The 12,958-nt window shown below is 69.2% G+C and carries 13 protein-coding genes; 7 read left to right on the forward strand and 6 right to left on the reverse strand.

All coding sequences use genetic code 11. The features are described 5' to 3' along the window. Window positions 1-180: 180 nt before the first annotated feature. A complete protein-coding gene (gene nucS / locus Y710_RS16600; protein WP_039868169.1) occupies window positions 181-867 on the forward strand; it encodes an endonuclease NucS in 687 nt (228 codons plus the stop codon). 3 nt (window positions 868-870) lie between these two features. Here the strand turns inward: nucS and Y710_RS16595 are convergent, their stop codons facing one another. Both Y710_RS16595 and mce read right to left on the reverse strand, forming a co-directional pair. After that, a complete protein-coding gene (locus Y710_RS16595; RefSeq protein WP_062367949.1) occupies window positions 871-1,830 on the reverse strand; it encodes a coiled-coil domain-containing protein in 960 nt (319 codons plus the stop codon). Window positions 1,831-1,958: 128 nt separating this feature from the next. After that, window positions 1,959-2,444: a methylmalonyl-CoA epimerase gene (mce, locus tag Y710_RS16590; protein WP_062367950.1), complete on the reverse strand. Its 486-nt coding sequence runs from the start codon at window positions 2,442-2,444 to the stop codon at window positions 1,959-1,961. A 118-nt stretch (window positions 2,445-2,562) separates the two neighbouring features. Here mce and Y710_RS16585 point away from each other — a divergent pair, with 118 nt between their 5' ends. From Y710_RS16585 to Y710_RS16575, 3 genes are read left to right on the forward strand one after another with little or no spacing between them, the layout of a single operon-like run. Continuing rightward, on the forward strand, window positions 2,563-3,756 hold the full coding sequence (locus Y710_RS16585; protein ID WP_006898214.1) for an acetyl-CoA C-acetyltransferase: 1,194 nt from the start codon (window positions 2,563-2,565) through the stop codon (window positions 3,754-3,756). A 5-nt stretch (window positions 3,757-3,761) separates the two neighbouring features. Next, the gene (locus Y710_RS16580; RefSeq protein ID WP_006898215.1) at window positions 3,762-4,127 is read left to right on the forward strand and encodes a DUF3817 domain-containing protein; all 366 of its coding nucleotides are present in this window, start codon (window positions 3,762-3,764) and stop codon (window positions 4,125-4,127) included. A gap of 44 nt (window positions 4,128-4,171) precedes the next feature. After that, window positions 4,172-5,053, forward strand: a complete 882-nt coding sequence (locus tag Y710_RS16575) for a tetratricopeptide repeat protein (protein WP_062367951.1) — start codon at window positions 4,172-4,174, stop codon at window positions 5,051-5,053. Between the two features lie 48 nt (window positions 5,054-5,101). Here the strand turns inward: Y710_RS16575 and glgB are convergent, their stop codons facing one another. Genes glgB through Y710_RS16555 form a run of 4 tightly spaced genes read right to left on the reverse strand, consistent with a single transcriptional unit; the run spans window position 5,102 to window position 10,899 of the window. Further along, entirely contained in the window at window positions 5,102-6,937 is a 1,836-nt protein-coding gene (glgB, locus tag Y710_RS16570; protein WP_062367961.1) for a 1,4-alpha-glucan branching protein GlgB, read from the reverse strand. Window positions 6,938-6,947: 10 nt separating this feature from the next. Beyond that, window positions 6,948-8,948 carry an ATP-dependent DNA helicase gene (locus Y710_RS16565; protein ID WP_062367952.1) on the reverse strand — a complete coding sequence of 667 codons (2,001 nt, stop codon included), beginning with the start codon at window positions 8,946-8,948 and terminating at the stop codon, window positions 6,948-6,950. Further along, entirely contained in the window at window positions 8,945-9,559 is a 615-nt protein-coding gene (locus Y710_RS16560) for an isochorismatase family protein (protein WP_045536748.1), read from the reverse strand. The genes Y710_RS16565 and Y710_RS16560 overlap by 4 nt, the downstream gene beginning before the upstream one ends. Beyond that, window positions 9,556-10,899: a nicotinate phosphoribosyltransferase gene (locus Y710_RS16555; RefSeq protein WP_197462951.1), complete on the reverse strand. Its 1,344-nt coding sequence runs from the start codon at window positions 10,897-10,899 to the stop codon at window positions 9,556-9,558. The genes Y710_RS16560 and Y710_RS16555 overlap by 4 nt, the downstream gene beginning before the upstream one ends. Here Y710_RS16555 and clpS point away from each other — a divergent pair. Genes clpS through Y710_RS16540 form a run of 3 tightly spaced genes read left to right on the forward strand, consistent with a single transcriptional unit; the run spans window position 10,898 to window position 12,929 of the window. Beyond that, window positions 10,898-11,200, forward strand: coding sequence for an ATP-dependent Clp protease adapter ClpS (gene clpS, locus Y710_RS16550; RefSeq protein ID WP_081598161.1), 303 nt, complete (start codon window positions 10,898-10,900; stop codon window positions 11,198-11,200). The genes Y710_RS16555 and clpS overlap by 2 nt on opposite strands. Next, window positions 11,200-11,832, forward strand: a complete 633-nt coding sequence (locus tag Y710_RS16545) for an oxidative stress transcriptional regulator AosR (RefSeq protein ID WP_006898222.1) — start codon at window positions 11,200-11,202, stop codon at window positions 11,830-11,832. Before clpS ends, Y710_RS16545 begins: the two co-directional genes overlap by 1 nt. Further along, on the forward strand, window positions 11,826-12,929 hold the full coding sequence (locus Y710_RS16540) for a P1 family peptidase (protein WP_062367954.1): 1,104 nt from the start codon (window positions 11,826-11,828) through the stop codon (window positions 12,927-12,929). Before Y710_RS16545 ends, Y710_RS16540 begins: the two co-directional genes overlap by 7 nt. Window positions 12,930-12,958 lie beyond the last annotated feature (29 nt).

A 12,958-nucleotide genomic window follows, 5' to 3' on the forward strand; every position in this document is an offset into this window, starting at 1 on the left:
GCGAGCGGAGCGAGTCGAAACCACCGCACGGGGGTGCACATTGGTCTCGATACGCCTACTCGACGAACCTCGGGACGAGGGGCAGGTTGAGCGAGCGGAGGGTGTCGAAACGGCTCGTGACTCGATACGGCTCGGCAAGGCTGTTCGGGTGCGTCGGGGGTCTCCACTACACTCGCTGAGGTGCGTCTTGTGATTGCCGATTGCCAGGTCGACTATGTTGGTCGGCTCACCGCCCATCTGCCGATGTCGAAGCGGCTGATCTTGATCAAGTCCGACGGGTCGGTCAGCATTCACGCCGACGACCGAGCCTACAAGCCGTTGAACTGGATGAGCCCGCCGTGCTGGCTCGTCGAGGAGCCGGCGGCAGACGGATCCGACGGTATCGACTCGGTCTGGGTGGTCGAGAACAAGGCGGGGGAGCAGCTGCGGATCAGCATCGCGGCATTCCATCACGACAGCAGCCACGAACTCGGGCTCGACCCGGGACTGGTGAAGGACGGTGTGGAGGCACACCTCCAGGAACTGCTGGCCGAGCACATCGAGACGCTCGGTGCCGGCTACACGCTCATCCGTCGCGAGTACATGACCGCGATCGGGCCGGTGGACATCCTCTGCCGAGACGCGGATGGCCACACCGTCGCTGTGGAGATCAAGCGACGCGGCGAGATCGACGGTGTGGAGCAGCTGACGCGGTATCTGGATCTGCTCAACCGCGATGCGACGATCGCACCGGTCAGCGGAGTGTTCGCGGCACAGGCGATCAAGCCTCAGGCCAAGACTCTGGCCAACGATCGGGGGATCCGGTGCGTGACGCTCGACTACGACAAGCTGCGCGGCACCGAGGACAACGAGTTCAAGCTGTTCTGACGGTCAGGCCGTGACCTGATCGCCCTTCGGTGAGTCCTCCTTACGCGCCGGACCGCCGTAGCGCTCGTCACCGTGATCGTCGTCGTATTCCGCGTCGACGGCGTCGAGCACATCGGTCTTCTCGGCCGGCGTGGTGGAGGCGTCGTCCTGCGGGGTGAATCGATCCCTCCCGAGCAGCGTGCGGTTGAGGAGTTCGAGGTCGTCGGTCTCGGTGAGAGAGACCAGATCCCGCTCCTCGTCCGACAGTTCGAGGGCGCCGGGGAGGTTGGTGATGTGCTCGCGGAGAGCGTCGAGGTGGTCGAGGATCTGCTTGTGTGCATCGTGGGCCGATTCCGCCAGCTCACGAGAGCGTGCGAGGCGGTTCATCGCGACGTTGTGCGCGGCCCCGCGCAGGCGTGCGGCGTCCTCCTCGGCGGCGGCGATGATCTCCCGGGCCCGTTCCCGTGCGGCCTCGAGATCCCGCTTGGACTGTGCTTCGCGTTCCCGCGCGGCCTCGTCGATCTCGGCGGCTCGCTCCTCGGCTTCGGTGATCTTCGCGTCGGCGTGCTCCTGCGCGAGTTCCTTGGTCCGGGTGGCGGCCGCTGCCGCGGACGCACGGATGTCCTCGGCCTCCTGGCGGGCGACGGACAGCGTCTCGTCGGCCTCGTCCTTGGCGTTGGCACGGACTTCGCTGGCCTCGTCGGTGGCCAACTGCAGCATGCGGGAGACGCGCTCGGTCATCCCCGCGACCGTCGTCGGCGGGACGGAGAGAGTGTTCACCTCGTCCTGGAGCTCGCGGATGCGGTGACGGGCGTCGTCGAGATGCGCCTGGAGTTCGTCCGCGCTGGCATGAGCGGAGTCACGATCGGCGGCCATCATGCGCAATTCGGCTTCGAGCCGCCGAAGGTGATCGGTGACCTGGTCGCGGTCGTATCCGCGCATCACGATGGGGAAGGGGCTCTGACGATGTCCAGGGGCTGACATGATGCCAGTCTAGGTCCGATCGGCGTCCGAATTCAGTATCGAATGCGGGGTGTTGCGAGCGAGCTTGCACAGCGCGGGCGGTCGGCACGGGGCCGACCGCCCGCTCGGCGACGAGAATGCGGTCGTGATCAGTGACCGACGGCCGGTTCCACCAGCTCGAGGAGAACTCCGCCCGCGTCCTTCGGATGGACGAAGTTGATGCGCGAGTCGGCGGTTCCGCGCTTGGGCTGCGGGTAGAGCAGTCGCACTCCCGCCGAGGTCAGACGCTTGGCGACCTCGTCCAGGTCGGTGACGCGGACGGCCAACTGCTGCATTCCCGGTCCGTTGCGGTCGATGAACTTGGCGATGGTCGACTCCTCGTTGAGCGGCATGAGGAGCTGGATCAAGGTGTCGCCGTTCTCGGGGCCGATCATCGCTTCGCGGACGCCCTGCTCTTCGTTCACCTCCTCGTGCTGGTTCGCGAAGCCGAAGTTGTCGAGCCACCAGGCGGCTGCGGCGTCGAGATCCGGGACCGCGAGGCCGACATGGTCGATCGCTGTCACGAGATCGCCGATCGAGGTCAGAGGGCCTCCGTTGGTGGTGTTTGTCACGTCGTTCGATGGGGAGTTGGTCATGCCATAACGGTAGCGTTGTTTGCAGACGGGGTCGCCATCGCGGCTGCCCCGAGCAGTACCGCAGCGACGGCGTGTGCCGCCGTGACGACCGCTGCCCCCACCGCCAAGGAGCTGATACATGTCCGACAACACCACAGTGATCGTTTCCGGCGCGCGCACCGCTCAGGGACGCCTGCAGGGATCGCTGAAGAACTTCTCCGCCGTCGATCTCGGCGCGGTCGCGGTCAAGGGCGCGCTCGAGCGCGGCAACGTGGACCCGTCGCATGTCCAGTACGTGATCATGGGACAGGTCCTCACCGCCGGAGCCGGCCAGATGCCGGCCCGGCAGACCGCAGTCAAGGCGGGCATCGGCTGGGACGTCCCGGCGCTCTCGATCAACAAGATGTGCCTGTCGGGAATCGACGCCATCGCGCTCGCCGATCAGCTGATCCGCGCGGGCGAGTTCGACTGCGTGGTCGCCGGCGGCCAGGAGTCGATGACCCAGGCCCCGCATGTGCTGCCCGGCAGCCGCTCGGGATTCAAGTACGGCAACACCGAACTGGTCGACCACATGGCGTTCGACGGACTGCACGACGTCTTCACCGATCAGCCGATGGGTGCGCTGACCGAGCAGGGCAACGACACCGACGGCTTCAGCCGTGAGGAGCAGGACGCCTTCGCCGCGCGCAGCCATCGGCTGGCCGCTGAGGCGATCGCCAAGGGCGTCTTCGCCGACGAGATCGTTCCGGTCGAGATCCCGCAGCGCAAGGGTGACCCTATCCTGTTCAACGAGGACGAGGGTGTGCGCGCCGACACCACCGTGGAGACCCTCGCGGGTCTGCGTCCGGCGTTCCGCAAGGGTGGCACGATCACGGCGGGCAACTCCTCGCAGATCTCCGACGGAGCCGCGGCCGTGGTCGTGATGAGCAAGGCGAAGGCCGAGGAGCTCGGACTCGAATGGATCGCCGAGATCGGCGCCCACGGTGTGGTCGCCGGCCCGGACTCGTCGCTGCAGCAGCAGCCCGCCAACGCGATCGTCAAGGCCTGCGAGCGCGAGGGCATCACCCCCGCCGATCTCGACCTGATCGAGATCAACGAGGCCTTCGCGGCCGTCGGCCTGGCGTCGACCCGCGCGCTGGGCGTCGACCCGGAGAAGGTCAACGTCAACGGCGGCGGAATCGCGCTCGGTCACCCGATCGGTACCTCGGGCGCACGTATCACGCTTCACCTGGCTCTCGAGCTCGCCCGTCGCGGCGGCGGGGTCGGCGTGGCGGCGCTGTGCGGCGCCGGCGGCCAGGGCGATGCGCTCATCGTCCGAGTCCCGAAGGCGTGAGTGGGATGGGCAACGTGTTCGACGTCTCGACCCCGGCCAAGCGTTTCCGGCTGATCGCCGTCATCGAGGCGATCACCTGGGGCCTGCTCTTGATCAGCATGGGGGTCAAGTACGGAGCCGGAATCGATGCGGCGACGATGGTCCCCGGCGCGCTCCATGGTGTGGCGTTCGTCGTCTACCTGATCATCACCGTGCTCACCGCGCGGTCGTTGAAGTGGAACCTCAAGGTTCTGGCGCTGGCACTCGTCGCCTCGATCCCGCCGTTCTTCACGGTGTGGTTCGAGCAGTGGGCCAGTAAGAACGGTCATCTGGGCGAACTGTCCGACTCGACGTTCAGTGAGTCCGCCGATCGTGACACACTGAAGGTGTGACCAGACCTTCTCGACGCAATGAACCGGCGAACGCCGCCATCGCGATGGCGGGTGCCGTAGATCTGTCAGTTCTCAAGGAGCGGGCCGAGGCGCAGCGGGCAGCTGCGTCCCGGCCCGCTTCTGACTCTCGCCCCGGCGCCGTCGTCCTCGATGTGACCGAACTCGACTTCGAGACGGAGATCGTCGAACGCTCCACCCGGCAGCTGGTGGTGGTGGACCTGTGGGCCTCGTGGTCGGAACCGAGCACGCAGCTGTCCCCGGTGCTGGCGCGCCTGGCCGAGGCAGCCGGCGGCCGGTGGGCACTCGCGCGGGTCGATGTCGACACGAGCCCGCGGATCGCACAGGCCTTCGGTGCTCAGTCGGTGCCGACGGTGATCGCACTGATCGGCGGTCGGCCGGTCGCGATGTTCGAGGGGCCGCAGCCAGAGGAGCAGATCCGCGGATGGATCGACGAGATCTTCGCGAAGGCCGGACATCTGCTTCCGGAGACCCCGGCGACGGCATCCGACGACGAGCCCGAGCAGGATCCGCGCATGGCGGCCGCCGAGGAGTTGATGAACTCCGGCGACCTCGACGGGGCGCTGGCCGCCTATCGCGCGATCGCCGAACTCGAGCCGGACAACGTCGAGGCGAAGTCCGTGGTCCGCAACCTCGAGTTCGTCACCCGCGCGCAGGCCCACGACCCCGAGATCGTCAACACCGCCGCGCCCGGAGACGTGGACGCTCAGCTCGCCGCAGCCGACGTGCTGCTGCTCGGTCAGCGGCCGGAGGCCGCGTTCGATCGGATCATCGAGCTGGTGAAGGTGACGCGCGACGACGACCGCACCCGGGCGCGCGCCCGGCTCCTCGAGCTGTTCGAGCTCTTCGACCCCGCCGAGCCCTTCGTCACGGCAGCGCGCCGGAAGCTGGCGACAGCGCTGTACTGACACAGCGCTGTACTGACGCCTCCGACCGTCCGCCGGCCACCGGCAGGGTCAGCGCCCCGGTGTGAAGAAGACCGCGGCGGAGGCGGGGAGGGTGATGGTCGCGCTGTAGGGACGGCCGTGGCTCGGCTCGTCGACCGCGACGATCCGGCCCAGGTTGCCCACCCCGTGACCGCCGTACTCCCGCGCAGCGGTGTTGAGGATCTCGCGCCACGGCCCGCCGAGCGGGAAGCCCAGCCGGTAGCCGTAGAGATCGCGGTCGGAGAAGTTGAAGACGCAGGCGACGATGCGGCCCCCGGTGGCCGCCCCGTCGTCGGCCAGCCGCAGGAAGCCGATGACGGTGTTGGCGGTGTCGCGGGCGTCGAGCCAGGCGAAGCCGCGGGCGTCGCAGTCCATTCGGTGCAGCGCCGGCAGTTCGGCGTGCAGGTGGGCCAGGTCGCGGGCCGCGAGCGCGATGCCGCGGTGGACCGAGGCGTTCGACTCGTCCGGATCGAGCAGGTTCCAGTCGAGCCCGCGATCGTCGGCCCACTCTCGGGTCTGCCCGAACTCCTGCCCCATGAACAGCAGCTTCTTGCCGGGATGGGCCCATTGGAAGGCCAGGGCGAGCCGCACCCCCGCCGCAGCGTCGGCTGAGACTGGCATTCTCGTGACGAGGGTGCCCTTGCCGTGGACCACCTCGTCATGACTGATCGGCAGGACGTAGCGCTCGGCGGTGGCGTGCGTGAGGCCGAACGCGACACGTTCGTGCAGCTCCGCACGCCGCCGCGGCGGGAGCGAGAGGAACGACAGCAGATCGTTCATCCAGCCGAGATTCCACTTGAAGTCGAAGCCCAGCCCGCCGCGGTCGGTGGAGACGGTCACCCCCGGCCACGCCGTCGACTCCTCGGCGATCATCACGGCACCCGGACACGCCTCGTGGACGGCGTCGTTGAGGCGCCTCAGGAAGTCGACGGCCTCGTCGTTCTCGTGTGTCCCGCGCGCATTCGGCCGCCATTGGCCCGGGCCGCGCGAATAGTCGAGGTACAGCATGGACGCGACCGCGTCGACGCGCAGCCCGTCGAGATGGAACTCCGAACACCAGTAGACGGCGCTCGCGATCAGGAAGTCGCGGACCTCGGGCCGACCGAGGTTGAACGCGTACGTGCCCCAGTCCGGCTGGTCCCGCCGCAGCGGATCGGCGTGCTCGTAGAGGGGAGTGCCGTCGAACTCGCCGAGCGCGAAGGCGTCCTTGGGGAAGTGCGCCGGGACCCAATCGAGGAGTACCGCGATCCCTTTCGAGTGCAGGTGGTCGACGAAGAAGCGGAAGTCGTCGGCGGTGCCCCACCGGCTGGAGCAGGCGAAGTACGAGCCGACCTGATAGCCCCACGATCCCCCGTAGGGATGCTCGGTGATCGGCATCAGCTGTACGTGCGTGAAGCCGTGGTCGGCGGCGTACTCAGCCAGCTGGACGGCGGCCTCGCGATAACTCAGGCCCGAGCGCCACGACCCCAGGTGGACCTCGTAGATCGACACCGGCTCGCGCTCGGGGCGCCGGTCGGCGCGCGCGGCCATCCACTTCTCGTCGTTCCAGACGAACGACGACGGACCGGCGATCACCGACGCCGTCTCGGGCGGTCGCTGAGCCGCACGGGCGAGGGGATCGGCCTTGTCGCGTGTCAGTCCGTCGGCTCCGACCACGCGGTACTTGTACGCCATTCCCGGCCGCGCGCCGTCGACCGTGGCGGTCCAGACGCCGTGCGGTCCGCGCTCCATCGGGTGGTCGGTGCCCGCCCATCGGTCGAAGTCGCCGAAGACGGTGACCGATCGCGCATTGGGCGCCCACACGGCGAATTCGGTGTCCGCGACGCGGGGCCGGGCGCCGAGCCGCTGCCACAGCGGGTCCGTCACGATCGCCTCGTCACTTCTTCGCGGCACCCGTCGTCAAGCGGGTGAGCGCGGCTCGGACGGCATCGCGGTCGGTGGTCCGCCAGAACGGCGGAAGCCCGGCCAGGAGGTAGCCCGCATACCGCGCCGTCGCCAGACGTGAGTCGAGCACGGCGACCACGCCGCGGTCGTCGGTGGCGCGGAGGAGCCGGCCCGCGCCCTGGGCGAGGAGCAGTGCCGCGTGGTTCGCCGAGACGGTCAGGAAGCCGTTGCCGCCGCGCGCGTCCACATCGCGCTGGCGCGCCGACAGGAGCGGGTCGTCGGGCCTGGGGAAGGGGATCCGATCGATCATCACCAACCGCAACGAGGGACCCGGGACGTCGACGCCCTGCCACAGCGACAGAGTGCCGAACAGACAGGTGGCCTCGTCGGCGGCGAATCTCTCGATCAGTGCCGACGTCGCATCGTCGCCCTGGCACAGGATCGGGAACCCGACTCGGTCGCGGAGCTTCTCCGCGGCCTCCTTGGCGGCCCGCATCGACGAGAACAGGCCGAGGGTACGACCGCCCGCAGCGTTCATCAGATCGACCATCTCGTCCAGCGTCGACTCCGCGATGCCGTCACGGCCGGGCGCCCGCAGGTGCTTGCCGACGTAGAGAATCGCGGCGCGCTGGTAGTCGAAGGGGCTGCCGGCGTCCATGCCGCGCCATCCCGCGGCCTCCACGTCCTTGCCACCGTGGGCGGGCAGCCCCCAGGTGCGTGCGAGGGCGTCGAAGTTGCCGCCGATGGTCAGGGTCGCGGACGTGAGGATCACAGTCGAGTCGGTGAACAGCGAGGTACGCAGCAGCCCGGCCACAGACAACGGCGCTATCCGCAGCGTCGGGCGGACGGTTCCGCGGATCCGGTCGGCCGACAGCCAGACGACGTCGTGCCTCTTGGTGATGTCGGTCTCGGCGAAGACCGTCAGCACTCGCACCACCGAATCGTGCAGCGAGTCGGTGGCTGACAGCGCCATCTGCCTCGCGGCCGCGGCCTCCGGATCGGTGCCTGCCGACGGCGCCGGACCGACCGCGTTCCGCGCGTTCCAGAGGCGGTCGCGCAGCGATGCGAGGACCTCGGGTGCGCCGTTCGGGAGTCGGGTCCACTCGCCCTGGGGTGAGTCCTCCAGCAGCAACTCCAGCTGTTCGCCCGCGCCGACCAGCGCGTCGGCGCTCTCGTCGTCGATCAACTTGCCGAGCCGGCGGGCGACCTGCGAGACGCTCGCGGCCGAGATCTCCTCGGTGGTGACGGAGGTGATCCGGTCCACCAGTTCGTGGGCCTCGTCGATGACCACCACGCGGTGCTCGGGAAGGATGGTCGCCGGACTCATCGCGTCGATGGCGAGCATCGCGTGGTTGGTGACCACGACGTCGGAGGCGCCGGCCTTCTTCCGTGCCAGTTCGGCGAAGCAGTCATCGCTGTAGGGGCAGTTCGACGCCCCGAGACATTCGCGCGAGGAGACGCTCACCTGGCGCCACGACTGGTCGCTGACGCCGGGGGAGAGATCGTCGCGGTCTCCGGTCTCGGTGTCGGAGGTCCACTCGCGCAACCGCGTCACCTCGCGGCCCATGCGGGACAGGTCGAAGGCGTCGAACAGCTCGGCGTTCGGATCCTCGTCGGCCACTCCCGAGTGGATCTTGTTGAGGCACAGGTAGTTGGCGCGACCCTTCAGGATCGCGAACGACGGTTCGCGGCCCAGCGGCTTCGTGAGCGCGCCCGCGAGACGCGGTAGGTCACGTTCGGTCAGCTGGCGCTGGAGGGCGATGGTGGCCGTCGAGACGACGACGGTCTCGTCGGTGTCGACGGCGTGCCGGAGCGCGGGGACCAGGTAGGCCAGCGACTTTCCGGTGCCGGTGCCGGCTTGGACCGCGAGGTGATGGTCGTTCTCGATCGCCTCGCCGACGGCCTCGGCCATCGCCAGCTGACCGTCGCGCCGGGCTCCGCCGAGGGACTCGACGGCGGTGGCCAGGAGGTCGGCGACATCGGGGACGCTCACTCGGCCGCGTCGTCTTCGTGACGGGTACCGGTGTGCACGAGGGTGCCCACCAACTCGACTCCCGCGTCGCGCATGACGTCGAACGCGGTCGCGGTGGTGGTCTCGGCGACGGCCGCGGTGAAGTCCAGCAGCACACGTGTGGCGAAGCCGGCCGCGGCGGCGTCGACCGCGGTCGCGCGAACACAATGGTCGGTGGCGATGCCGACGACGTCCACCTCGGAGACGTCGCGCGCGGTGAGCCAGTCGGCCAGGCCGTTTCCGTGTTCGTCGCGGCCCTCGAAGCCCGAGTACGCGGCGTCGAACTCGCCCTTGGAGAAGACCGCCTGCACGGGGCCGGTGCGGAAGGCCGGATGGAACTCGGCGCCGGGCGTGCCCACCACGCAGTGCGGTGGCCACGAGTCGACGAAGTCGGGGGTCTCGGAGAAGTGCCCCCCGGGGTCGACGTGGTAGTCGCGGGTGGCCGCCACCACCGGATACGAGCCGGTGATCGCGTTGATCGCGGCGGCGACCGCACCGCCGCCGGCCACCGCGAGGGAACCGCCCTCGCAGAAGTCGTTCTGAACGTCGACGACGATCAGCGCGCGATTCCGCGGTGGGGTCTCCTCGGTCATCGACTCTCCGGTTCGGTCAGGTAGCGGGTGGGGACTGCGGGGTCGCCGTGGCTGAGCCCGAGACCCTCCCACGGGAGGGTGACGAGCCCGTGCGCGAGATGCCCGCGGGACTGCTCCAGTGTAGGCAGCCCGGAAACTCGGTCGCCGCCGCGGACCAGTGGAATCTGGAGTTCGGCCACGTCCAGGCCTCCGGTGCCCGGGATCGCCTGATCCGCGGGCGCGTCGGCACGCAACAGGATCTCTTCGACGATGGTTCCGGACGCGCGGGCCGCGCGAACGGCGCGCTTGCGTCCGCCGTGGCTCTCCTTGTGGCTCGACCGCTTCGCGACCGGGACGCCGTCCACCTCGACCAGTTTGTAGACCATGCCCGCAGTCGGTGAACCGCTGCCGGTCACCAGCGAGGTTCCGACGCCGTAGATGTCGACGGGTTCGGCGCGCAGCGAGGCGATGGCGTACTCGTCGAGATCGCCGGAGACGACGATCTTGGTGCCGGTGGCGCCGAGCTCGTCGAGCTGCCTGCGTACCTGGCGGGCGAGGACGCCCAGATCCCCCGAGTCGATCCGGACCGCTCCGAGCGAGGTGCCTGCGACCTCGATCGCGTTCTTGACACCGGTGGTGATGTCGTAGGTGTCCACGAGCAGGGTGGTCCCGACGCCGAGCGCCTCGACCTGCGCGGCGAAGGCGGCCCGCTCGTCGCTGCCGTCGGGATGCGCGAACGAGAGCGTGAACGCGTGCGCCGCGGTTCCCGCACTCGGCACGCGGTAGGTGCGAGCGGCCTCGAGATTGCTGGTCGCGTCGACTCCCGCGAGATATGCGGCGCGCGCTGAGGCGACCGCCGCGTGCTCGTGCGTGCGGCGTCCGCCCATCTCGATGATCGGGCGGCCGGCGGCAGCGCTCACCATACGCGCCGCCGCGGAGGCGATCGCGCTGTCGTGATTGAGGATCGAGAGGATCAGCGTCTCCAGCACCACAGCTTCGGCGAAGCCGCCGCGCACGGTCAGGATGGGCGAGCCGGGGAAGTAGAGCTCGCCCTCGCGGTAACCGTCGATCTCTCCGCGGAAGCGGTAGTCGGACAGCCATGCCAGGGTGTCCTGGTCGACCACGGTCCGGAGCGAGTCGATCTCCTCCGGACCGAATCGGAAGCGTTCGAGGGCGTCGAGCAGACGTCCGGTGCCCGCGACGACTCCGTAGCGTCGGCCGTCGGGGAGGCGGCGGGCGAAGACCTCGAACACGCAGCTGCGCTGCGCCGTCCCGGCCCTCAGGGCGGCCGACAGCATGGTCAGCTCGTATTGATCGGTCAGCAGCGCGGTACTGGTCACCTTCGCTACCCTATTACTCATGGCGCGCGATGAGGCGACACCAGGTACGAGCACCGGTACCGCGGTGGCAGAACCAGAGGTGACTCACGACCGCCCCTGGGTGACGCTGGTGTGGGACGACCCGGTCAATCTCATGAACTACGTCGCTTATGTCTTTCAGCGGATCTTCGGTTATTCGGAGGAGAAGGCCAAGGCGCTGATGATGCAGGTGCACACCGAGGGGAAGGCCGTGGTCTCCAGCGGCGACCGCGTGAAGGTGGAGGCCGACGTCCGCAAACTGCATGCGGCCGGCCTGTGGGCGACCATGCAGCACGACTCCTGATGCGGACCTGGCGCAGAACCGGTGCGGGCGAGGACGTCCGCATCTGCTCCAACCTCGAGAACTACGAATGCCAACTGCTGGCGTCGATGGTCGAGTCCATCACCGATCTGCTCAACGAACGCGCCGAGTCGGCTCCGCGCGACGAACTGTCGGAGCTGACGGGGATCCAGACGGGGCACACCCGCGCACCGGACGATGTCACGCTGGGACGGCTGCTGCCCGATTTCCATCGACCCGACCAGGAGCCGGAACTCGCGGCCGGACCGATCGCCGCGGACCTCAACGGGGGACTGCGCAGCGTCAACGAACCGCAGATCATCGACGCGAAACTCGCCGCGGCACGCACAGTTCTCGAAACACTGCCGAGCGGCGGCGGGGACGTCTCGCTGACCGAGTCCCAGGCCGACCGCTGGCTGACGGCGCTCACCGACATCCGACTGGCACTGGGCGCGATGCTCGGGATCACCGATGAGCCCTCGAAGCTGCCGCCCGACCATCCGCACGCCGCACACCAGGACGTCTACGACTGGCTGTCGGTGGTGCAGGGGCTGCTGGTCGAAGCACTGATGTCGGCGGAGTGGACGCAGCCGGAGGACCCGTCGCAAGGGGAGTGGGGGCACGACGGATGGTGACCGAGCCGAAGTCGTCTGTGTCGCGCCCGGGCAACCGGATCACGGATGTCGCCGGAATCGCGGTGGGCCATCACCACCGACTCGACGACGAGGTGGTGCTCGCAAGTGTCGCTGAACCCGGCAGCGGGTGGGCGACCGGGACCACGGTCATCACCCTGCCGCGCGGGTGCGCGACGGCGGTGGACGTGCGCGGCGGCGGTCCTGGGACGCGCGAGACCGACCTGCTCGATCCGGTCAACACGGTCCGCGGGGCCGACGCGATCGTGCTCTCCGGTGGCAGTGCCTATGGTCTTGCCGCGGCCGACGGGGTGATGCGGGGACTCGAGGAGGCCGGCGTCGGACTGCCGATGGACGGTCAGGGGCACGTGGTGCCCATCGTGCCGGCCGCGGTCATCTTCGACCTCCCGGTCGGCCGGTGGGAGAACCGTCCGACCGCCGAGTTCGGTGCGCGGGCGCTCGCCGACGCCAGGACCGATTTCGCGATCGGATCGGTCGGGGCCGGGACCGGGGCGCGCGCCGGCGCACTCAAGGGCGGCGTGGGCACCGCGTCGATCACGTTCTCCGACGGTCCGGCTCGCGGATTGACGATCGGCGCTCTCGTCGTGGCCAATCCGGTCGGCGGTGTCGTCGATCCGTCGACAGGGCTGCCGTGGGGTGCCGACGACCTCGAACTGCACCGTCTGCGCGCGCCGAAGCAACTCGAGATCAAGAGGCTCGCCGAGCTCACCGCAAAGGGCGCTGTACTGAACACGACGATCGGGGTGGTCGCGACGGATGCCACGCTGTCGGTGGCGAGCACCCGGCGTCTGGCGATGTCCGGTCACGACGGCCTCGCGCGGGCGGTCCGTCCCGCGCATTCACCGCTCGACGGCGACACCCTGTTCGCCGTCGCCACCGGCGAGAAGGCCGCCGATCCGGACACCGCGGTCGACGTTCCGCCGGGGATGGACCCGGACACCGCGATCGTCGCGGCACTGGCCGACGCATCGGCGACGGTGGTGCAGCGGGCGATCGTCTCGGCGGTGGTCGCCGCGACCGGCGTCGCCGGGATTCCGGCATACCGCGACGTGCTGTTCTCCGCCTTCGGCGACGCATGAGCGGCGGGATCGCGTCGCCGTCCGACCCT

It is taken from the genome of Gordonia sp. QH-12 (assembly GCF_001578675.1).
Taxonomy (GTDB): domain Bacteria; phylum Actinomycetota; class Actinomycetes; order Mycobacteriales; family Mycobacteriaceae; genus Gordonia; species Gordonia sihwensis.